The 21,142-nt window shown below is 67.8% G+C and carries 14 protein-coding genes and 2 pseudogenes; 10 read left to right on the top strand and 6 right to left on the bottom strand.

The features are described from left to right. The first annotated feature begins 34 nt into the window (after positions 1 to 34). Positions 35 to 2,737, top strand: a complete 2,703-nt coding sequence (gene polA, locus ACXC9Q_RS24305; protein ID WP_457059187.1) for a DNA polymerase I — start codon at positions 35 to 37, stop codon at positions 2,735 to 2,737. A 17-nt stretch (positions 2,738 to 2,754) separates the two neighbouring features. Here the strand turns inward: polA and ACXC9Q_RS24300 are convergent, their stop codons facing one another. Beyond that, a complete protein-coding gene (locus ACXC9Q_RS24300; RefSeq protein ID WP_457058958.1) occupies positions 2,755 to 3,234 on the bottom strand; it encodes an NUDIX hydrolase in 480 nt (159 codons plus the stop codon). A 231-nt stretch (positions 3,235 to 3,465) separates the two neighbouring features. On the opposite strand from ACXC9Q_RS24300, the gene ACXC9Q_RS24295 reads away from it, so the two are divergent. From ACXC9Q_RS24295 to ACXC9Q_RS24280, 4 genes are read left to right on the top strand one after another with little or no spacing between them, the layout of a single operon-like run. After that, a complete protein-coding gene (locus ACXC9Q_RS24295) occupies positions 3,466 to 5,220 on the top strand; it encodes an extracellular solute-binding protein (RefSeq protein ID WP_457058956.1) in 1,755 nt (584 codons plus the stop codon). Continuing rightward, positions 5,217 to 6,152, top strand: a complete 936-nt coding sequence (locus tag ACXC9Q_RS24290) for a carbohydrate ABC transporter permease (protein ID WP_457058954.1) — start codon at positions 5,217 to 5,219, stop codon at positions 6,150 to 6,152. The genes ACXC9Q_RS24295 and ACXC9Q_RS24290 overlap by 4 nt, the downstream gene beginning before the upstream one ends. Positions 6,153 to 6,156: 4 nt before the next feature. Continuing rightward, positions 6,157 to 6,363 carry a hypothetical protein gene (locus tag ACXC9Q_RS24285; RefSeq protein ID WP_457058953.1) on the top strand — a complete coding sequence of 69 codons (207 nt, stop codon included), beginning with the start codon at positions 6,157 to 6,159 and terminating at the stop codon, positions 6,361 to 6,363. A 3-nt stretch (positions 6,364 to 6,366) separates the two neighbouring features. After that, positions 6,367 to 7,146, top strand: a complete 780-nt coding sequence (locus tag ACXC9Q_RS24280) for an ABC transporter permease (RefSeq protein WP_457058952.1) — start codon at positions 6,367 to 6,369, stop codon at positions 7,144 to 7,146. 1 nt (position 7,147) lies between these two features. On the opposite strand, the gene ACXC9Q_RS24275 is transcribed toward ACXC9Q_RS24280, so the two are convergent. Then, complete coding sequence (locus ACXC9Q_RS24275) at positions 7,148 to 8,404, bottom strand: lipopolysaccharide biosynthesis protein (RefSeq protein ID WP_457058951.1); 1,257 nt, start codon at positions 8,402 to 8,404, stop codon at positions 7,148 to 7,150. 37 nt (positions 8,405 to 8,441) lie between these two features. On the opposite strand from ACXC9Q_RS24275, the gene ACXC9Q_RS24270 reads away from it, so the two are divergent. Beyond that, positions 8,442 to 10,139, top strand: coding sequence for a hypothetical protein (locus ACXC9Q_RS24270; protein ID WP_457058950.1), 1,698 nt, complete (start codon positions 8,442 to 8,444; stop codon positions 10,137 to 10,139). After that, positions 10,127 to 10,216 (top strand): annotated as a pseudogene (locus ACXC9Q_RS24265) (DUF2613 family protein); the annotation flags it as partial. The gene ACXC9Q_RS24270 and the pseudogene ACXC9Q_RS24265, both read left to right, overlap by 13 nt. Here ACXC9Q_RS24265 and ACXC9Q_RS24260 read toward each other — a convergent pair. Beyond that, on the bottom strand, positions 10,179 to 11,363 hold the full coding sequence (locus ACXC9Q_RS24260) for a glycosyltransferase family 4 protein (RefSeq protein ID WP_457058949.1): 1,185 nt from the start codon (positions 11,361 to 11,363) through the stop codon (positions 10,179 to 10,181). The pseudogene ACXC9Q_RS24265 and the gene ACXC9Q_RS24260 overlap by 38 nt on opposite strands. A gap of 117 nt (positions 11,364 to 11,480) precedes the next feature. Here ACXC9Q_RS24260 and ACXC9Q_RS24255 point away from each other — a divergent pair, with 117 nt between their 5' ends. Continuing rightward, entirely contained in the window at positions 11,481 to 12,227 is a 747-nt protein-coding gene (locus tag ACXC9Q_RS24255; RefSeq protein WP_457059186.1) for a class I SAM-dependent methyltransferase, read from the top strand. Continuing rightward, a complete protein-coding gene (locus tag ACXC9Q_RS24250; RefSeq protein WP_457058948.1) occupies positions 12,224 to 16,345 on the top strand; it encodes an alpha-(1->3)-arabinofuranosyltransferase in 4,122 nt (1,373 codons plus the stop codon). Before ACXC9Q_RS24255 ends, ACXC9Q_RS24250 begins: the two co-directional genes overlap by 4 nt. Positions 16,346 to 16,371: 26 nt before the next feature. Here ACXC9Q_RS24250 and ACXC9Q_RS24245 read toward each other — a convergent pair. Both ACXC9Q_RS24245 and ACXC9Q_RS24240 read right to left on the bottom strand, forming a co-directional pair. Continuing rightward, a pseudogene (locus ACXC9Q_RS24245) lies at positions 16,372 to 17,409 on the bottom strand (acyltransferase family protein); the annotation flags it as partial. Then, entirely contained in the window at positions 17,406 to 19,166 is a 1,761-nt protein-coding gene (locus ACXC9Q_RS24240) for a hypothetical protein (RefSeq protein ID WP_457058946.1), read from the bottom strand. The pseudogene ACXC9Q_RS24245 and the gene ACXC9Q_RS24240, both read right to left, overlap by 4 nt. 100 nt (positions 19,167 to 19,266) lie before the next feature. On the opposite strand from ACXC9Q_RS24240, the gene ACXC9Q_RS24235 reads away from it, so the two are divergent. After that, positions 19,267 to 20,343, top strand: coding sequence for a DUF3068 domain-containing protein (locus ACXC9Q_RS24235; RefSeq protein WP_457058945.1), 1,077 nt, complete (start codon positions 19,267 to 19,269; stop codon positions 20,341 to 20,343). A 1-nt stretch (position 20,344) separates the two neighbouring features. On the opposite strand, the gene ACXC9Q_RS24230 is transcribed toward ACXC9Q_RS24235, so the two are convergent. Further along, positions 20,345 to 21,136, bottom strand: a complete 792-nt coding sequence (locus tag ACXC9Q_RS24230; RefSeq protein ID WP_457058944.1) for a class I SAM-dependent methyltransferase — start codon at positions 21,134 to 21,136, stop codon at positions 20,345 to 20,347. Positions 21,137 to 21,142 lie beyond the last annotated feature (6 nt).

The raw sequence follows: 21,142 nt of genomic DNA, 5'->3' as shown, positions 1-21,142 counted from the left end.
TCGGTGTGTGGCTCCAGAAACCGACACCTCGACGATGACCAAGGACACCCCGCAGGCCGGCGCCGGCCGCCCGCGGATCCTGCTGCTGGACGGGCACTCGCTGGCGTACCGGGCGTTCTACGCGCTCCCGGTGGAGAACTTCTCCACCACCACCGGGCAGCACACCAACGCGGTGTACGGGTTCACCTCGATGCTGATCAACATGCTCCGCGACGAGCAGCCGACGCACATCTGCGTCGCGTTCGACGTGTCCCGCAAGACCTTCCGCTCCGAGCAGTACGCGGAGTACAAGGCGGGCCGGTCGAAGTCGCCGGACGAGTTCAAGGGACAGGTCTCGCTGGTCAAGGAGGTGCTGGACGCGCTCCGGATCCCGACCACCGAGATCGACGGCTGGGAGGCCGACGACGTCATCGCCACCCTCGCCACGCAGGCCGCCGAGCAGGGCTTCGAGGTGCTGATCAGCAGCGGTGACCGGGACGCGTTCCAGCTGGTCAGCGACGACGTCACGGTGCTGTACCCGAAGCGTGGCGTGTCCGAGATCGCCCGGATGGACCCGGCGGCAGTCGAGGACAAGTACGGCGTGACCCCGCAGCTGTACCCGGATCTCGCGGCCCTGGTGGGCGAGCAGAGCGACAACCTGCCCGGCGTGCCCGGGGTCGGGCCGAAGACCGCGGCCAAGTGGCTGAACCAGTTCGGCTCGCTGAACGACGTGGTCGACCGGGTCAACGAGATCAAGGGCAAGGCCGGCGAGTCGCTGCGCGAGCACCTCGCCGACGTGATCCGGAACCGGCAGATCAACGAGCTGGTCCGCGACCTGACCCTGGACGTCACGGTCGACGACCTGGTCCGCACGCCGTGGGACCGGGACAAGGTGCACACGCTGTTCGACAGCCTGGAGTTCCGGGTGCTGCGCGAGCGGCTGGTCGCCGAGCACGAGGAGGTCGACGCGACCGTCGACCACGGGTTCGAGCTGGACGGTGTGCAGCTCAAGCCGGGCGAGGTGGCCGGCTGGCTCAAGGAGCACGTCAGCGCCGGCGAGCGGGTCGGCGTGGCGGTGCAGGGCAGCTGGGGCCGCGGCACCGGCGAGATCACCGGCCTGGCGCTGGCGAACACCTCCGGCGCGGCGGCCTGGTTCGACCCGATCGCACTGACGCCGGACGACGACGCGGCCTGGCAGGCCTGGCTCGCCGACCCGAAGCAGCCGAAGGCGCTGCACGACGCGAAGGGCCCGCTGCTCGGGTTCCTCGAGCGTGGCTGGACGCTGGCCGGCCTGAGCTCGGACACCCAGCTGAGCGCGTATCTGGCCCGCCCGGACCAGCGCTCGTACGACCTGGCCGACCTGACCGTGCGCTACCTCAAGCGCGAGTTGCGCAACGAGGAGGCCGAGAACGGTCAGCTCAGCTTCGACGACATCGAGGGCGGCCCGGCCGCGGACCACACGATGCTGCGCGCCCGGGCGATCGCCGACCTGGCCGACACGCTGGACGCCGAGCTCGAGAAGCAGGCCGGTACGGCGCTGCTCGCGGATGTCGAGTTGCCGCTGATCGACGTGATCGCCGGGATGGAGCGCGACGGGATCGCGGTCGACCGGCCGTATCTGGAGGAGCTCGAGGAGCGGTTCGCCACCGGAGTGCGGGAGGCCGCGACGGCGGCGTACGACGTGATCGGCAAGGAGATCAACCTCGGGTCGCCGAAGCAGCTGCAGGTGGTGCTGTTCGACGAGCTGCAGATGCCGAAGACCAAGCGGACCAAGACGGGGTACACCACCGACGCGGACTCGCTGCAGGCGCTGTTCGAGAAGACCGAGCACCCGTTCCTGGCCTACCTGCTCGCACACCGCGACGCGACCCGGCTGCGGCAGACCGTCGAGGGGCTGCTGAAGACGATCAGCCCGAAGGACGCCCGGATCCACACCACGTTCAACCAGACGATCGCGGCGACCGGGCGGCTCAGCTCGACCGACCCGAACCTGCAGAACATCCCGATCCGGACCGAGGAGGGCCGCCGGATCCGGCAGGCGTTCATCGTCGGCGAGGGCAACGAGGCGCTGATGTCCGCGGACTACAGCCAGATCGAGATGCGGATCATGGCGCACGTGTCCGAGGACGAGGGGCTGATCTCGGCGTTCAACTCGGGCATGGACTTCCACTCGGTGACGGCGTCGCGGGTCTTCTCGGTCGAGCCGTCCGAGGTGACGCAGGAGATGCGGGCCAAGATCAAGGCGATGAACTACGGGCTCGCGTACGGCCTGTCGGCGTACGGGCTCAGCCAGCAGCTGAAGATCGGCGTGGACGAGGCGCGCGGCCTGATGGACGAGTACTTCGAGCGGTTCGGCGGCGTCCGGGACTACCTGCGGTCGATCGTCATCGACGCCGGCAAGAGCGGGTACACCGAGACGATCCTGGGCCGCCGGCGGTACCTGCCGGACCTCACCAGCGACAACCGCCAACGCCGTGAGATGGCCGAGCGGATGGCGCTGAACGCCCCGATCCAGGGCTCGGCCGCGGACGTGATCAAGATGGCGATGCTGAAGGTCGACGCCTCACTGCGCGAGTCCGGCCTGAAGTCGCGGATGCTCCTGCAGGTCCACGACGAGCTCGTCTTCGAGATCGCCCCCGGCGAGCGCGAGGCGCTCGAGGAACTGGTCCGTCGCGACATGGGCCACGCCGTCGAGATGACCGTCCCCCTCGACGTCTCCGTCGGCATCGGCCGCACCTGGCACGAGGCAGCTCACTAGCGCCCAGCCAGGGCTTGTCAGCCTCCGACTCCCGGTAGTAGCGGCAGCGGGTTGGGGGAGAGGGCGTTGGCGATCGACTCGTGCTCGCGGGGGGTGAGCGGGGGCAGGTCAGCCAACGGCCACCAGCGGACCTCGAGGGACTCATCGTCGTTGACCCGGGGCTCGCCGCGCAGCGGGCGGCAGCGGAAGCAGAGCTCGAGGTACTGGACCTGGTCGCCGTTGGGGTAGCTGGCCGGGGGCAGCGCCGTGACGCTGACCAGGCGCTCGACGACGACGTCGACCGCGGTCTCCTCGTGGATCTCGCGGGCCAGGCCGTGGGCCGGCTGCTCGCCCGGTTCGAGGATGCCGGCGACCAGGCTCCAGCGCCCGTTGTCGGCGCGCCGGACGAGCAGGATCTCCGCGCGGTCGTTCAGGACCACACCCGTGATGCCGGTGAGCCAGAGCAGGTCATGCCCGATCTTCTCGCGCAGTTCGAGGATGAACTTCGGGGTCGTCATGCGCAGCACCCTATCGAGCCGCTGCTGGGACTTACTTTCCGCAAGAAAGATGTCCGATAGACAGTAAGTGGAAAGCGGTTGCACGCAAGATGCGGACAGTGAGCGACTGATTCCGTTCGGTTGCCGTCGAGGTCTTCCGCACCGTCTTTTTCTATGTCATCCTCCCGGGCAAGATCCGAGATCCTATCGGATATTTCGTGCCGTTCCGACCCAGCCGCCTAGGAGGAACTCATGCCGAACTTCGATGCCCGGCGCACCGGACTCAGCCGTCGATCACTCATCGCGGGGGCACTCGGACTGACCGCCGCGACAGCCGGCGGCGGTCTGCTCAGTGCCTGCAGTAGTTCGAGCAGTGCCGGCGGTGCTGCTGCCGGCGCCGGCCAGGCCGCGCCCAGCGTCACCCTCGGCCCGAAGCTGACCACGGTGCAGTACCCGGAGGGGTACGTCGGACCGGTCGCCCGGGAGCTGAAGCCGATCACCAGCGAGAAGGTCACCTTCAAGATCGTCGTACCGCAGGACGTGACGATCGGCGACTGGAAGACCAACGCCTTCACCAAGTGGCTGGAGCAGAAGACCAACATCCACATCGAGTGGAACCAGGTCGGCGGGACCGACGACGACATCATGACCAAGGTGAACGCGATGATCGCGGCCGGCGACATCCCGGACGCGTTCATGGGTGTGCACTTCACCCGCTCCCAGCTGTACCTGTACGGCCAGCAGGGACTGTTCACCGACGTCGGTCAGTACATCGACGGGTATGCGCTGAACCTGCAGCAGGCGATGAAGGACTACCCGGACACCCGCAAGCTGGTGCAGGCGCCGGACAAGAAGATCTACTCGTTCCCGAACATCAACGACTGCTACCACTGCCGGGCCAGCAACAGCCGGACATTCCTCAACACCGACTGGATCAAGCAGGTCGGCCTGGACGTCCCGAAGACCACCGACGAGTTCCGCGAGGTGCTCCGGGCCTTCAAGAAGGCCGACCTCGGCGGCAACGGCCGGACCATCCCGTTCGCCGGCTACAAGGACGCGCCGCTCGACACGTTCTTCATGAACTCCTTCCTCTACAACCCGGGCGATCCGTGGCTGGTCGTCAACGACGGCAAGGTCGACGTCACCTTCGACAAGGACGAATGGCGCGAGGGCCTGAAGTACATCCACGGCCTGTACGCCGAGGGCCTGATCAACAAGGACGTGTTCACCGCTGACCAGGACCAGATGGACCGGTACGGCAAGGCGCCGGGCAAGCCGATCATCGGCGGCGCCCGGTCCTACTACTGGGGCGGCTTCCTCGACATCGACCAGAAGGACCCGAACGCGCGCTGGCGCAAGTACCTGGCCATCCCGCCGCTGGAGGGACCGAACAAGGTCCGGTACGCCGCCTGGAACTATCTCGGCGTGGGTGTCGAGGTGGCCAAGCTCGTGATCACCAAGAAGTGCGCCAAGCCGGAGCTGCTGGTCCAGTGGGCCGACGCGCAGATGGAGCTGGAGGCGATCCTGCGCGGGTACGGCGGCCCGAAGTTCGAGTGGGCCAAGAAAGGCGACCTCGGGATCAACGGCAAGCAGGCCGTGTTCGGGTTCTCGGCGACCTGGAACACCGAGAAGAACATCAGCTGGAGCCAGGACAACACGATGTACCGGTCCCAGGACTTCCGGCTCGCCGAGCGGGTGAACCCCGCCGACATGACCTTCGAGAAGCCGCTCTACCAGCAGACCGTCGACAACTACTTCCCGTACAAGCAGCCGCAGGAGATGCAGTTCCCGCCGGTCACCCTGGACCAGGACCAGGCCGCGCAGGAGTCGGAGCTGAAGACGAACCTGAAGACCGAGGTCAACCAGTCGTTCGCGCGGTTCGTCACCGGGCAACTCGACCCGAACGACGACGGCGCCTGGAACGACTTCAAGGACCGGGTCGGCAAGATCGGCGTGAAGCCGTATCTCGATCTCCAGCAGGCCGCCTACGAGACCTACAACGCATGAGCGCGGGCACGCTGCCGCCGGACGAGCGGCGGCTCGCGGTGGGGGCGTCGATCCAGGACACCCGAGGCGACAAGATCGCGTCGGCCTGCATCTACACCGCGCTCGGACTGTTCTGCCTCGCCGTCCTCTACCCGTTGATCTACGTGCTCAGCGCCTCGGTCAGCAACACCAAGAAGGTGGCCTCCGGTGAGGTCTGGCTGTGGCCGGTCGGGTTCACCCTGGACGCGTACAAGGCGATCTTCGACTACGACTCGATCGTCAGTGGCTTCGGCAACTCCGTGTACTACGCGGTCGTCGGGGCTGTGGTGGCCACGGTCCTCACGCTGCTGGCGGCGTACCCGCTGTCGCGGAAGGGGCTGCCGGGCAAGGGCCTGATCATGGCGGCGTTCGTATTCACGATGATGTTCAGCGGCGGGCTGATCCCGACGTACCTGGTGGTGGACAAGCTCGGCCTGCTGAACACGCGGTGGGCGATCATCCTGCCGGCCGCGCTGGCGGTCTGGAACGTGATCATCACCCGGACCTACTTCATGGTGACGATCCCGGAGGAGCTGGTCGAGGCCGGGAAGGTGGACGGCTGCAGCGACTTCGGGTTCTTCTGGCGGATCGTGCTGCCGCTGAGCAAGCCGATCATCGCGGTGAACCTGCTCTTCTACGCGGTCGGGCAGTGGAACTCGTTCTTCAACGCGCTGATCTACCTGACCAACGAGCACCTGTTCCCGTTGCAGGTGATCCTGCGGCAGATCCTCATCCAGTCGAAGATCGACCCGTCGCAGATGCCCGACACCAGCAAGCTGATCCAGCTGAAGGAGCTGCAGCAGCAGCTGAAGTACTCGCTGATCGTGATCGGGATGATCCCGCCGCTGCTGGTCTACCCGTTCGTCCAGAAGCACTTCGTCAAGGGAGCCATGATCGGCTCCTTGAAGGGATGAGCACATGGTGACATCCACCGAAGCACAAGCCCGCTCGTCGGTCCGGACGGCGGCCCAAAAGCGCACGCGTACGGCGGGGTCCGCGGTCGGACTGGGGTTGCGGATGCGCCGGAACTGGCAGCTGTACGCGATGCTGGCGCTGCCGCTGATCTGGCTGGCGATCTTCGCCTACTGGCCGATGTACGGCGTGATCATCGCGTTCAAGGACTAAAACGTGGTGTCCGGGATCTGGGGCAGCCCGTGGGTCGGGACGAAGCACTTCCACCGGTTCGTGGAATCGTACCAGTTCTGGCGGCTGATCAAGAACACCGTGTACCTGCACGTCTACGAACTGGTGGCCACGTTCCCGCTGCCGATCATCCTCGCGCTCTGCCTGAACACGATCCGGAAGAAGTGGTTCAGCCGGTCGGCGCAGCTGATCACCTACGCGCCGCACTTCATCTCCACGGTGGTCGTGGTCGGGCTGGTCGTCGTACTGACGAACCCGAACACCGGGGTGGCGAACAAGTTCCTCGGGCTGTTCGGCTTCGGGCCGGTCGACATCATGGGCGACTCCGGGATGTTCCGGCACATCTATGTGTGGTCGGGGGCCTGGCAGACGATGGGGTTCGCCGCGATCATCTACCTGGCCGCGCTGACCAGTGTTCCGCCGGAACTGCACGAGGCGGCGATCGTGGACGGCGCGTCCCGGCTGCGGCGGATGTGGCACATCGACCTGCCGGCGATCGTGCCGGTGGCGGTGATCCTGCTGATCCTGAACATCGGCTCGATCCTGTCGGTCGGGTTCGAGAAGGTGCTGCTGATGCAGAACAACCTCAACCTCGACACCGCGGAAGTGATCGACACCTACGTCTACAAGATCGGTCTGGCCTCGGCGGTGCCGCAGTTCAGCTATGCGACGGCGATCGGGTTGTTCCGCTCCGTCATCGGGCTGGTGCTGCTGGTGCTGGCGAACACCTTCGCCCGCCGGTTCGCCAAGTCCAGTCTCTGGTGAGTCAGGTGCTGCTGGCCTGGCGGTGGAGTCCCGTCGCCAGGACGGCCGACAGCAGCAGCGCGCAGGTGCTGGTCATCGCGACCAGCACCTTCACGCCGTTGAGCCCGGTGGCGATGCCGGTGCCGAGCACGATCCCGGCCGCGACCGCGAGTACGGCGAGGCCGACCCAGATCACCAGGGCGGCACGCTTCTCCTGCTGCGCGATCGCGGCGTACACGACCAGTTGCAGTACGGCGTACGCCGAGCCGGAGACCGCGAACAACCACGTGTACGGACCGAGTGCCGCGTACTTCTCCTGGCCGCCGATGATCGCGACGATCAGGTTGGGCAGCACGAGGGTGCCGATGACCGAGCAGACACCGAGCCCCGCGACGGCGACGATCGCCCGGCGTAGCCGGAGGGTGTCACCGGGGGAACTGGCCAGTGACGGGAACACGAGCACGATGACGAACTGCGGCAGGAACAGGCACGCCTTCGACACGATCAGCCCGGCCGCGTAGTACCCGCTGTCCCTGCCGTCGAGCAACGCACGCGCGAACAGCACGTCCGCGTTGGCGATCGCGAAGAACGCCAGCAGGGTGTGCGTTCCGTGCATCGTCTCCCGCAGTACCGCCTTCATCTCCGCGGCGGTACCGCCGGCCGATCCCCGGAGCAGCAAGCCGCCCAGCAGTGGAGGTACGGCGGCGCCGAGAGCCAGACCGATCATCGCCGAGTCGAGGGACGGGTGCACGAGCAGTGCACCACCACCGAGCACGAGGCGGCCGATGCCGACAGCGGTGTAGACGGCCGCCAACTCGGTCCAGCGCTGGCTGCCTTGGAGGACACCGAGCTGTGAGCCCATCAGCGTCAGGAAGCCGAGTGTGGGAGCGAGCAGCAGGACCGCGACCACGGAGTCGATGTGCAGCATCCACATGAACAGGGGCGTCGCCACCAGGCACACCGCGGTGAGTCCGACAGCCGCACGGCGACCCGCCTTGAGCATGGTGTCGGCCAAGCCCGCGGCGCTGTTCCCGCTGTGAGTGGCGAGGCGGCGGGCCCCGGTTGCCTGCAGTCCGAGCGAGGCGACGTTGCCGATCAGCAGCAGGCCGAGCAGCGCGGTCATGGCGCCGAACTGCTCGGGCACGAGCGTGTGCGTCCCGATCAGCGTGAAACCGTAGGCGGCTACGTTCATGATGGCCATGCCGACGGCAACGACCGTGGCACTGCGCAGGAATGCCAACCGTCTGGGCTCTTGCTCCGGAGTGGTGTCTGAACTCATGCTCTACTGCCTCAGGGCATTGGGTGGGGAGGTGGTCATGTCAGAACGTGCCAAGCGCGTCCTGCCGTGGTTGTGGCCTGTCCTGCTCACCCTGCTGATCACTGCTCCGCTGCTCGCTCCAGGCTTCGTGGTCGGCTACGACATGGTGTTCGTGCCGGACCTCACGGTACGGCTTGACCTCTTCGGTGTCACAACGGCCATGCCGCGCGCGGTCCCGTCGGATGTCGTCGTGGCCCTGCTCGACGTGGTCGGCGGCGTACTGGTCAACAAGCTCGTCCTCGTGGCCATCCCATTACTCTCCGGCCTCGGCATGACCGCTCTCTGGCGCGAGGTCCGGCTGGGTGGCGCGCTGCCAGGCGCTGCGGCCGCCACGCTCTACCTGTGGAACCCGTTCGTCGCCGAGCGGCTCCGGCTCGGTGCGTGGGCACTCCTCCTCGGGTACGCCGCCCTGCCGTGGCTGGTGCGGTCGGCACTACGACTGCGCCGGGGACAAGGGTGGCCAGGGTTCGTGCTGGCGTCGGCCGGGTGTGCGCTGACGGCATCGGGTGGAATCACCGGACTGCTGATGGCGGGGCTGATCCTGCTGTGGCCGCCACGGGCTCCGAAGATCTGGCCGCTGGGCGCAGCACTGCTCGTCAATGCACCGTGGCTGGTTGCGGGTCTCGTCCATGGCGGAGGTGCAACCAGCGATCCAGCCTCGGTGACTGCGTTCGCGGCACGTGACGAGGGCTATGGGGGCGTGTTGCCCACACTCCTCACGCTGGGAGGCGTGTGGAACGCAAACGTTGTCCCCGGCAATCGAGGCGACCTACTGCCGACCATCTTTGCGGTCGCGATGCTGGTCCTGTCGGTGGCCGGCGTGGTGCTGTGGTGGCGACAAGACCGCGTAGTCGGCGCACTGGTGACAGCAGCCGTGGTCGCTCTGCTCATCGGGCTGGCCGGCGTGGTCGCGCCGGGTGCGTTCGCCCAGGTCGTTGCGCACGTGCCAGGAGCCGGCCTGTTCCGCGACGGGCAGCGCTATCTGCCACCACTGATCCTGCTCGAGTCCGTCGGCTTCGGTGTTGCGGTGACAGCTGTACTCCGGTACGTCCGCATGCAGCGTGTCGTGGGAGCCACTGCGGTGCTGCTGCCGATCGCCGCTCTGCCTGCGTTGGCCGGAGGAGCCGGCCTGAAGGTTTCGGAGTATCCGTCGGACTGGCAGCAGGCACAGCACGCGGTCGCTGGCCGTTTCATTCCTTGGCCCTACGAGTCCTATCGGGCACCGGTGTGGAACAGCCGCCGTCCCGTGCTCGACCCGATGCCCCGCTACTTCGCGCAGCCATCGATCGCGCCCGACGAACTGATCGTCGGCGGGCACCGCCTGGCCGGCGAGGATCCACAGGCGGCCGACGTGGCAACCGCGATCCGGGCCGGCGTGCGGGACGGGTCGGATCCGACTGACGTTCTGCTGCAGCATGGTGTGGGCTGGATCGTGGTCGATCGCGAGGCGGGCGGTCCGGTCCCGACAACGCTGTTGCACGGGCTCAGGGAGGAGTTCTCCGGTCCGACCGTGACCGTCTACCGGCTCGCGGGAACGCCCGTGCCGCAACACCACGCGCCCTGGCGGATTGTCGTCGTACTGGCTGCCTGGGCGGCTGCCTGGGCGACCTTGATCGCCGCTCTGGTTTCTCTGGCGAGGCGTTGTTACTCTTCGGTTCACTTGACCGGGAGGGGACACGTTCCATGGGATCACTGATCGGTGCGGCCATCGCCGTACTCGCCGGACTGGCAGTCGCTACCACGACGGTTGTCGGGGTGGTGCAGTCGGTGAAGGACGACCCGGCGCCGCCGCCCGGCCAGACGCAGGGGCAGGCGGACGACCCGATCGTCGGCTACGGGGTGAAGTAGGCGTCAGCAGCCGGTCGAAGGCCAGTGCGGCCGCACACCAGGTGAACTTGCCCGCACTGGCCGACGCCCCTTCTGACAACCGCTGCCGCAGTGCGTCGTCCTGCAGCAGCGCGGCGATCGCGCCGGCGAAGTGCTGCGGGCTGTCCACCAGCACGCCCGACACTCCGTCGTGGACGGACTCTGTCGGGCCGCCCGCACTGCGGTAGGCCACCGTCGGTACGCCGTGACCCGCGGCCTCGCCGACGACGAGACCCCAACCCTCTTTGAGGCTTGGCAGTGCGAGCACCCAGGCCTCGTCGTACGCCGCGTGCTTGTCGTCCTCACTCACATGGCCGCGGAACTCGACCGCGTCCCGCAGACCGCGCTCGTCGACGTACGCACGGAGCGAGTCCTCCCACCAACCTGAGCCGACAACGATCAGCCGTGCAGCGGGAAGGACCTTGCGTGCTTCGGCGATCGCGTCGACGGCGTGCTCGAGTTGCTTGTGCGGAACGAGCCGTCCGACGCATACGACCGTTGGCACTGTCGATTGCGGGCGCTGGCGTGGCGGCGCCGGATCGGTGCCGTTGTGGATCACCGTGATGTCGCCGACGCCGAGTCCGGTGAGCTCGTCGCGTGAGGCCGACGACACGGTCACGTAAGGGCAGTCGTCGTACAACCGTGGTGCTACCCGCGATTCGAGCCACCAGCCGAGCCGGCCGCGCCAGCCCGGGTACACGACCTGCCACTGCTCCTGGTGCACGTGATGCACGAGGACGACGACGGTACGACGTACGAGACGGGTAAAGAATGGGAGTCCGTTCTGCACGTCGACAACGCGGTCCGGTTGGTGCAGCAAGGTGTGCACGAGACCGCGCAGGTACACCGTGACCTTGGTGCCTCGATACACGTACCGGACGTCGTGGCGACTGGCTTCGCGGGGGCTCCCCGGGTACGCCGCGCACAGCACGGTCACCGACCAGCCCAGTGCTGCAAGGCCTCTCGCCACCTCCTCCACATAGCGCTCCGAACCTCCACCTTCCGGGTTCGTCGTGTCCCGCCAATTCAGCAACAGCACGCTCTGCGCACGCACCTGGTCAGCCCCACCCCTCCGGTCACCTCCCCCGAGGTAATGGGCGGGGACGTTACCAAGGAGTAACGATGTCCGCCAGACCTCGCGAGATCCGTTAATGTCCCGCCTGTGCAACTGATGACGAACGCGACGGAAAGCCCGGAGTGGACGGCCGATCTCGGCCGGGCGGTCCGGCTGTTCCGGGCGTTCGGAGTCGAGCAGTCGGACCCGGATCGCTTCTACGAAACGCTTGCCGCAGATTCGGTCGGGCAGGTCCGGCAGTACGCCGAGCTGCAGGGCGCACTGCTGCTCGACGTCGGTGGCGGGCCCGGGTACTTCGCCGACGCGTTCCGCCGGGCTGGAGCGACGTACTACGCGATCGACTCCGACCTCGGCGAGCTGAGCGGGCGCGGCGAGCCCACACCGGGCACTGTGCTCGGCAGCGGTATGGCGCTGCCGGTTGCTGACGCCGCAGTCGACATTTGCTTCTCGTCCAACGTGGTCGAGCACGTGCCCGACCCATGGCTGATGGCTGACGAGTTGGTCCGAGTCACACGGCCCGGTGGGACGGTCTTCCTGTCGTACACCGGCTGGTGGGGACCGCACGGCGGCCATGAGACCGCGCCGTGGCATTACCTCGGCGGACACCGCGCTGCCAGCCGGTACGAGCGCCGAGAGGGGCATCCGCCGAAGAACCAGTTCGGTGAGTCGCTGTTCCCGATCACAGTGGCCGCGGGACTGCGGTGGGCTCGCTCCTGCCAGACAGCGGACCTCGTTGCGGCGGTGCCGAGATATCACCCTCGCTGGGCGTACGGCGTACTCGCGGTGCCCGGTGTGCGGGAGGTCGTGACCTGGAATCTCGTCCTGGTCCTCCGGCGCCGATGAGGAGACTCAAGGCGGGCAGTTCGGAGCAGGTGGTCTGGCGAGCGAGGCTCGTGCTGGGCTGCCTGGTCCTGATCGCCCTGTGCTTCCATCAAGCGCCCGGCAAGATCGTGCCCGACACCAAGCTCGACCTGACGGCCGGACCCGGCGGCTTCCTCGTTCGGGCACTGCACCTGTGGGATCCACAGGGTGCCTTCGGTCAGCTGCAGAACCAGGCCTACGGCTACCTGCTGCCGATCGGCCCGTTCCACTGGCTCCTCGACTCGCTGTCGGTGCCGGACTGGATCACCCAACGCCTGTGGTGGTCCCTGGTCCTGTGCGTCGCGTTCCTCGGCGTCTGGAAGCTGTGCAACGCCCTGCAGTACGGCGTGCCGTGGACGCGCTTCACCGTGGCGCTGCTCTACGCACTGAGCCCTCGCATGCTCGGCGAGCTGTCGATCACCTCGATCGAGGTATGGCCGATCGCGATGGCCCCGTGGGTACTGCTGCCACTCGTCACCCCGCGCGCCCGCTCGGGCTGGTGGCGGGTCGGCTGGTCGGCCGTGGCGTTCGCACTGGTCGGGGGAGTCAACGCCGTCGCGACCGGTGCGACGCTCGTACTGCCGGCGATCTGGCTGATGACTCGGCGGGTGGACCGGTCGACGCTGAAGGTGGCGGTCGGCTGGCTCGGCTGCGTGGTGGCGGTGTCGGTCTGGTGGCTCGTGCCGCTGATGCTGCTCGGCCGGTACAGCCCGCCGTTCCTCGACTGGATCGAGAACGCCCGGGTGACGACCGGCATGGCGAGTGTGTTCGAGTCCTTCCGCGGTACGTCGCAGTGGCTCAACTTCCTGTCCGGCGGTGGCGGACCGAGCTGGCCGGCCGGCTGGCTCTACGTCACGCAGCCGATGCTGATCCTCACCACCGCAGCCATCGCCTTGCTAGGCCTTGCAGGCCTCGCGATGGGCTCGTTGAAGAACCGCGGGTTCCTGCAGCTCTCCCTCGTGGCAGGACTCCTGCTGGTGACGCTCGGCCACGCCGGTGCGGCCGGCTCACCCTGGGCGCCGCAGTTGCAGGAACTGCTCGACGGACCGCTCGCAGCGCTTCGCAACACGCACAAGTTCGAGCTGGTCGTTCGACTGCCACTCGCCCTCGCCGCAGCGCATTCCCTGAGCCGCCTCGCCGAGTGGGCGGTATCGCATCGCATCCACCGTCGCGTCGTACCGGTGCTGGTGGCCTGTCTGGTCGTGTCGGTCGCAACGCCGGCCATCTTCGGTCAACTGCCCAGGAGCGAGGGGTACGACGCTATCCCGGCGCACTGGCGGGAAGCCGCGTCCTGGCTCGACAACCAGTCCGCGCCGGGCAGTGTCCTCGTGGTGCCGGCCGCATCCTTCGCGGACTTCACCTGGGGCTCGACGAAGGACGAGCCGTTCCAGGCCTTGCTGAAGCGACCCATGGCCGTGCGAGACGCCGTACCACTGGGGTCTGCCGGGACGACGCGATGGCTCGACGAGGTGGAACGCCGGCTCGGGTCCGGCGTCGGCGACCAGACACTGCGGCAAGCTCTCGCGCGTGCGGGCGTCAGGTACGTCGTGGTGCGCAACGACCTCAGGTACGACGCGCAGGTGACGCCGACCCTGGCCGTGCACGAGAGCCTGGCCGAGTCCGGCATCAAGCGGGTCGCGTCCTTCGGCCCGCCCACCGGCAGCACGATCGAGCAGCCCGGCGTGACGCTCGACGGCCACATGCGGCTGCCGTACCCGAGCGTGGAGATCTACGACGTCGGTGACACCAGTGCGGGCCGGCTGGTCCCGGAGTCGCGACTGGTGGAAGTCCGCGGCGCGGCTGAGGACGTACCGGCCGTGTTGACGGCACTCGGCGGTGACCGTGACGCGGTGACCAGCTCCGCCGCCGCCGGGCGACTCAACGGACTACCGCTGATCCAGACCGACGGCATGCAACGTCGTGAGGTGTCGGTCGGCCGTCCGGCCGAGAACTACTCGCCCGTGCTCACCGCGACCGAGGGGAGTCGGCAACACCGCCGCACCCTCGGGTACGACGACGGCACCGCAACTCCGAGTACGACCAGGACGTGGGGTGGCGGCATTGCCGACGTACGGGCGTCCTCGTCGGCATCGGATGCGGACGCCACGTTGCGGACCGGGCCGGGCAACGGACCGTTCGCCGCAGTAGACGGCGATCCGTCCAGTCGCTGGATCTCGGGGACGTTCGGCCGGAGCAGTGGGGAATGGCTGGAGCTGACCTTCGACTCGCCGCACTCGGTCGACGGGCTGAAGGTCCAGTTCTCGCTGGCGCCACCGACGACCGAGCCGGTCCGGACGTTGCAGGTGGACACGGACGCCGGATCGCTGACGTCAGTGGTCTCGGGGTCGGGCGATGCGCAGAGCATCCCAACCCCACCGGGCCAGACGAAGCGGTTGCGGCTGAGTGTCGGTGTGACCGACGGCAAGAACCCGAGCGGTGTGTCGATCGCCGAGGTGACCCTGCCGGGCATGCAGGCGGTCAGCCGGCTCAGCGTGCCGGACACTGACCGGCAGCCGAGTGCCCTGGTGTTCAGGAACGAGCAGATCGGGCGGTCTGCCTGCCTTCACGTGGACACCCGGCCACTGTGCCGGCAGAGCGTGGCGAAGGACTCGGAGGAGCCGACCGGCCTCTTGCGCAGTGTCGAGCTCCCGCAGGCGGCGTCGTACCAGCTGCACGGGACCGCACTGCCGAAGGACGGCGCGACTCTTGAAGGCATGCTCGTGGTGCCGGGTGCCATCACCGCGTCTGCCTCGTCCCGAGCCGTCACGGCTCCCGAGGGGCGACCGGGCGCTGCCGTCGATCGTGATCTCGGGACCGGCTGGGTAGCGGACCCGAGCGATCCGGCTCCGAGCCTGACCCTGAAGTTGCCTGCGGCAAGGGAGCTGAGCGGGCTGCAGTTCCTCACCGATCCGTACCTGACGGCCTCTCAGCCGACCGAGGTGCTGCTGCGGTTCGACGGCGGCGCGCCGACCCGGAGCACGGTGGACTCCGAGGGCTACGTTCGGTTCGCCGAGCGGAAGGCGCGGACGGTCGAACTGGACTTCGCCGAGACCAGACCGATGGTGGACTTCGACTCGGCTACCGGGTTGGCACAGACGGCGCCGGTCGGCGTCGCCGAGGTGCGGGTGCTCGGCGCCGACGATCTGCGGAAGGCACTCGACCTGAACAGCCAGACCGGGGCGTACTGCGGCTATGGGCCGGGGGTGCGCGTTGACGGCGTACCGGCGGACACACAGCTCAAGGCGACGGTGCGGGACCTGCTGCAGCGACGGCCGGTCGCGTTCAGCACGTGTGGAAAGGACTCCGCGGTTCCACTGCAGGCAGGACGCCATGCCGTGGACGTCCTGGCCGGTGGCGGCTTCGTACCTATCGAGACCACGCTGACCAAGGCAGGGTTCAGCGACGTGTCCGTCACGCCGGTGCAGGACGTGGACGTGTGGCGGCCGAACCCTGCCGAACTGACCGCCGAGGTGCCGGCCGCGGACGAGCAGTCCGTGCTGACCGTCGCCCAGAACTACAACGACGGTTGGGAGGCGTACGACGGCACTGGCCACAAGCTGACGCCGATCCGCATCGGCGGCTGGCAGCAGGGGTGGGTGCTGCCGGCCGGGCCCGAGCAGGTGGTGACAGCCCGCTTCATGCCGGATCGCACGTACCGCGGCGGTCTGCTGGTCGGACTGCTCGCACTGCTGTCGGTCATCGCCATGGCCGTGTTCTTCCGGCGTCGGTCAAGGCATTCGGGGCATCGCCTGCGCGAAGGCCGCAACGTCGGGCCATGGGTCGCTTTGGTCCTCGGTGCGGTCGCGGGCACGGTCATGTCCGGGTGGATCGGCCTGGCTGCTGTTGCGATTGCTGCAGTCTGCTCGTGGTTCCTGCCGAAGCGGGTCGTGCTGGTGGTGGTCGCGGCTGTGGTGACGCTGGGGACTCTGGTGGCGGCCGTTCAGCCCTGGCCGAACGGAGATGCCGGAGTGACCTCGGCAGTCGTCCAGTCGTCGATCTTGTTCGGATGTGCGCTGGCCTTGTTGTCCACGTTCACCGGTGAGACGTCGTACGACTTGTCTCGCCTGCCCAGGCGCATGATGGGCCGCTCCATCCCGTAGTAGCTCGCTGCGGCGACAGCGGCCGAGATGACGAGCGTTGGGAAGAAGAGTAGGGCGAACTTGCCGCTGAACAGGTTGTAGCCGCTGATCCGCTCGACCAGGCCCAGCACGATCAGGTGGTACGCGAAGACGCCGTACGAGATGTCGCCGGCGATGTGACCGACACTCCCGCCGAGGACGCCGGCGATGCGGGTGGTCGGGGTCAACGCCGGGAAGAGAACGCACGCTGCGATGCCCGTGTAGAGGATGGCCTTCACGAACGCCTGGCCTGGTGTGGATGCGGACAGGTTGTACGGCCCGGCCACCGGGCTCGACGCGATGAGCAGCAGCGCTGCACCGACACCCCAGACCGTCCCTGGGACCTTGGTGAGCGTGTCGAGCGCGGACGGCCCGAGCCGGCCGCTGCTGCGCGCCACCTGCCACAGGGCGAACCCCATCCCGACGGCGAACCAGCCGACGTACCCGGGTAGCCAGAGGCCGGCCTGCGGGTGACCGGTCGCGTTCACAGCAGCCATCCAGACCGGTCCAAGAACGATCAGCGCACCGAGTACGACGAGTCGCCAGCGCACGCTGCGTCGAGTGGGACGCTCGTATCCGGTCAGCAGTCTCGCCAGCCCTGGCAGGAGAAGGTAGAACGCGACCTCGGTCGCCAGACTCCACAGCTGCGTGAGTCCGTCCGCCGCCGGCCCGTCGAAGTAGACCTGCGTGAGTGTGGCGTGCTGGAGGTACGTCGCCCAGGTCACACCGTCCTTGTGCGGCACGAGGACGACAGCCAGCACTACCGCCAGCCAGAGCGCCGGCAGGATCCGCAGTGCGCGGTTGCGCAGGTAGGGCAGCGTGAGCGGCGGCAGCGTCCCCTCGAACCACGCCACCGCGTGCGGCCGGTAGAGCAGGAACCCGGAGATCGCGAAGAAGATCGCCACCCCGATGTCCAACCGGGCAAGGATCCCGGCGAACGGTCCGTTCAACGAGGTCCCGGTGTGAAACCCGACATGGGTGGTCAGCACCGCAAGCGCACCGATAGCCCGCAACCCGTCCAACGCCGGGAATCTGGTCCGTGTCACCTAGGGAGTCCGATCTCGAGGTTTTCGATGCAGAGGTTCGTCGCGGGGTCGGAGGAGCGTAGCCGCAGTTGCGTGGCGGTGATCCGGGGCGACGGGCCGAAGTACATGTTCCCGGCTCCAGCGGGCCAGTCGGCCGCAGGGAGCGCCGCGACGTTGCCGTCGGCGTCCAGGAGTTCGATCGCCACGGTGTTCTCGCGGTTGGAGAAGTACGCCGCCTTGACGAACCACTCCGCGGTCGCGACTCCGGGCTGGGTGGGCACCAGCGGCACGGTCACCGGATCGGTGCCACGCACCAGCAGGTTGCAGAAGGAGTTGGCCTGCGACGTCGGCGCACCGCGCGACCAGACCGCGAGCTGCGACCGGCGGAGGTGCCCGGTGTCGTCGACCAGCAGCGGCTCACTGGTCGGTGCCTGCAACAGGAACGGGACCCTGGCCATCCTCAGCACAGGCGACAGCCGGGTGTCTGCCATCAGCGCAGTGGCGATCGAGCGCGGCATCGGGGTGTCCCAGAGATTCACATTCGGTCCGGCCCGATCCAGCTCCGCGGTGACGGTCGCGAAGTACGCCTTTGCCGGGTTGTTCCCCCACTCCCGGGCGAATCCGGCGTCCGACACGACCACGCCGACGACCAGACAGGCGACGGGTACGACGGCCAGCCGCAACTGGACCGTCCGAACCGACAGCACCACAGCCAATGTGAGTGGGATCGAGAGATCGGACCAGTAGTGGTAGTGCACGGTGAAGATCGAGCCGAACCCACGGAAGCGTCCGTAGGACACGAGGAGCACGGTCACCAGGACGTAGACGGCGACCGAGGCCCACAGCAGCAGCGCACGCCGGTCCCGTCGCCACGCGGTCGCGAGCAGCACAACGGCGACCAGCCCACCGAGCGCGAACGCCGCGACGGGAGGCGTGGCGACGCTCATCGACTGCCCGGTGCCGGCCCAGGTCCAAGGACCGCCGACCAGTGCGGACAGCGGCACGCCGAAGCCGCGCGCTGTGAGCTCGAGCAGCCTGCCGGGGCCGGGCAGCCGGCCGGTCGAGGGATTGCCGTGCGTCAGGTAGAGGATGCCGAAGGCAATGATCGGCACGGTGAGTGCGGCGGCGTACCGCCACCAGTCGCGGATCCATTCGCGGAGCGGGTCGGTGCGCAGATAGAGCGCCAGGGCAACGGCCGTGACCAGGATCAGGCCGGACTTCTCCCAGCAGGCCACTGAGATCAGCAGCGACAATGGGCCGTAGGCAACGGCCCGCAGGCGGTGGCCGTCGTGCCAGTCGATGGTTGCGTGCAGCAACAAGAGCCCGAAGACGTGCGCGGACAGGTTGTTCACGCCACTCGACAGCGACATGAACGACGGCATGCTGAGTGGGGTGATCGCGTAGAAGATCGTGCCGACGACCACCCACCAGTTCGAGCCGAGGATGCGCTGGAGGAGCAGACCCATCAGGGTGATCGCGAGCGCCTGCATCAGCACCCGCCAGCCGATGGTGAAGCCATGGTTCAGTGGAGCGACCTCGGCGAAGATCGCGTAGACGAGGCGCAGCCCGGGCGCGATGTGGTCGTTCACCGGTGTCAGCAGCTCGGCGGGCGCGAAGCCGCGACCGCCCTGGACGAGGAAGTCGAGGTCGTCGCTCAGCCACGAACCTCGGCGGGCGAGCAGACCGAGAACCGCCGACTGCAGCACCGCGATCGCCACCACGACACCACGCAGAACCGATGTCTGTGGTGGCGCCGGCACAGCCCAGTTCCCCCTCATGCCGCGCGACTATATGACAGTTCGAAATTCCCGCCCGCATCGTCTGTTCAAGATGGCTACCCGCTGGTAGCGTCCCGCGGACAGACCGGGAGGGGATGCAGTGGGGACACGCAGTCGTGCGGTGTTGATCGGGCTCGGGGTGTTCTTCGTCGGCGTTGCGGCGCTGGCCAGGTTCTATGCGTATCCAACGCTGGCGGTCGCGCCGGCGGGCCAGATCGCACATACGGTGTCGGCCGGTCCGGACGCCACCATCTTCAGCGTCGCGGACCTGAAGGAGAAGAAGGGCGTCGAGCTGGAAGCCCGGCGGACGGTCCGCGGTGACGTGGCCGCGGCCGAGAAGATCAGCAAGGCGCTGAATCGCAAGGTGGTCGTGTTCGACACGGCCGTGGTGACGGACGACTCCAAGAACTACAAGTTCCCCGACGACGCGTCGCTCACCGGTCTGATGCCGCTGAGCTTCGTCCAGGAACGCGTCGTCCTGGACGCGCGCACCGGTGAGGCGGTGCGCTGGAACCCGTCGGGTGGCGACGACAGCGGCGAGTACATCTCGACCACGCTGGAGAAGGCGGACCGGCTCAAGCCCAACCCGAAGAGCCCGCTGTTCAAGGGGCACGATGGTCTGGTGCTGAAGTTCCCGTTCGGCACCGAGAAGAAGACGTACTCCTTCTGGGACACCACGCTGCGCAAGGCGTTCCCGATCCAGTACAAGAACGAGACCAAGCTGGACGGGCTCAAGGTCTACGTCTTCGAACAGGAGATCCCGAAGCAGGAGGTGCCGCTGGCCAAGCCGCTGCTGGTGCCGGGCAGCCTGGTCGACGACTTCAGCAAGGACTCGGTCGCGGTGCAGCGCACCTACAAGAACACCCGGACCTTGTGGATCGAGCCGATCACCGGAGCGATCATCAAGGGCGAGGAGAAGCAACTCGCCACGATCGCGTACGACGGTGAGGACAAGCTGACCGCCACACAGGTCACGATCGCGTACGACGACGCGACCGTGAAGAAGAACGTGAAGGGCGCGACCGAGAACGGGGTCGACGAGGGCGGCTACCAGTCGAAGGCGGCACAGCTGCACCTGATCGGCTTCTGGGTGCCATTGCTGTCGCTGATCCTCGGACTGCTGTTGCTGGTGGCCGTCGGCTTCCTGCAGACGCGGCGGCGGACCGAGGCGGACTGACCTACTGCTTGTGCGCGGACCAGATCGCGGTGCCTGGGACCAGGCGGCCGCGGTCTGGTCCCCAGCCACCCCAGACCAGGTCGTGCCCGGCCGGCCACTCGGGCTCGAGCAGGTCGTCGACGACGAGCCCGGCGTCGGTGAGTTCGCGGATCCAGTCGCCGGTTGTCCGGTGGTGTTCGGCGTACACCGGCGTACCCGCGGCGTCGACCTCCACGTACGGCGTCCGGTCGAAGTAGGAATGGGTGATCCGCAGGCCGGCGGGCGTGGGGTCGTCCGGCATGGTCCAGCGGAAGGGATGGGTCACCGAGAACACGAGCAGGCCGCCCGGCTTGAGCGTCCGGGCGATCTCGCGCAATGCAGTCCCGGCGTCGGCGACGAACGGCAGCGCCCCGAACGCAGAGCAGACGATGTCGAAGGTGGCGTCCCGGTAGGGGATCGCGGTCGCGTCGGCCGCGACAGTCCGGACAACGGTGCCGGTGCGGGCGTCGAGCTCTCGTGCGATCCGGAGTTGCTCCACCGAGATGTCGAAGGCGACGACGTCCGCGCCCTGCTTGACCAGCCACCGCGAGCACTGCGCGGCGCCGCAGCCGACCTCGAGGATGCGCCGGCCCCGAACCGGGCCGAGCAACTGGGCGTGCTCCTCGTCGACCCCCTCGGGACACCAGATGAAGCGGTCGTCGCCAAGGAAGTCGCCGTGTTCGGCGAGATACTCGCCGGCCGCCGAGTTCCAGTAGGCCCGGCTGGCCCGGGAGGTCTCCGCCTCGGTCAACTCCACCCGCACCGGCCCGGTCACGGAGGA

The sequence above is a fragment of the Kribbella sp. CWNU-51 genome (genome assembly GCF_054073265.1).
Note: the sequence above shows the minus strand (reverse complement) of the source record. Positions and strands in the feature narration are given on the sequence as shown.

What these genes read in the sequence shown, in the direction of transcription:
- polA (WP_457059187.1), top strand. Translation starts at nt 35, where the DNA reads ATGACCAAGGACACCCCGCAGGCCGGCGCCGGCCGCCCGCGGATCCTG.
- ACXC9Q_RS24300 (WP_457058958.1), bottom strand. Translation starts at nt 3,234, where the DNA reads ATGACGACCCCGAAGTTCATCCTCGAACTGCGCGAGAAGATCGGGCAT.
- ACXC9Q_RS24295 (WP_457058956.1), top strand. Translation starts at nt 3,466, where the DNA reads ATGCCGAACTTCGATGCCCGGCGCACCGGACTCAGCCGTCGATCACTC.
- ACXC9Q_RS24290 (WP_457058954.1), top strand. Translation starts at nt 5,217, where the DNA reads ATGAGCGCGGGCACGCTGCCGCCGGACGAGCGGCGGCTCGCGGTGGGG.
- ACXC9Q_RS24285 (WP_457058953.1), top strand. Translation starts at nt 6,157, where the DNA reads ATGGTGACATCCACCGAAGCACAAGCCCGCTCGTCGGTCCGGACGGCG.
- ACXC9Q_RS24275 (WP_457058951.1), bottom strand. Translation starts at nt 8,404, where the DNA reads ATGAGTTCAGACACCACTCCGGAGCAAGAGCCCAGACGGTTGGCATTC.
- ACXC9Q_RS24270 (WP_457058950.1), top strand. Translation starts at nt 8,442, where the DNA reads ATGTCAGAACGTGCCAAGCGCGTCCTGCCGTGGTTGTGGCCTGTCCTG.
- ACXC9Q_RS24255 (WP_457059186.1), top strand. Translation starts at nt 11,481, where the DNA reads ATGACGAACGCGACGGAAAGCCCGGAGTGGACGGCCGATCTCGGCCGG.
- ACXC9Q_RS24250 (WP_457058948.1), top strand. Translation starts at nt 12,224, where the DNA reads ATGAGGAGACTCAAGGCGGGCAGTTCGGAGCAGGTGGTCTGGCGAGCG.
- ACXC9Q_RS24240 (WP_457058946.1), bottom strand. Translation starts at nt 19,166, where the DNA reads ATGAGGGGGAACTGGGCTGTGCCGGCGCCACCACAGACATCGGTTCTG.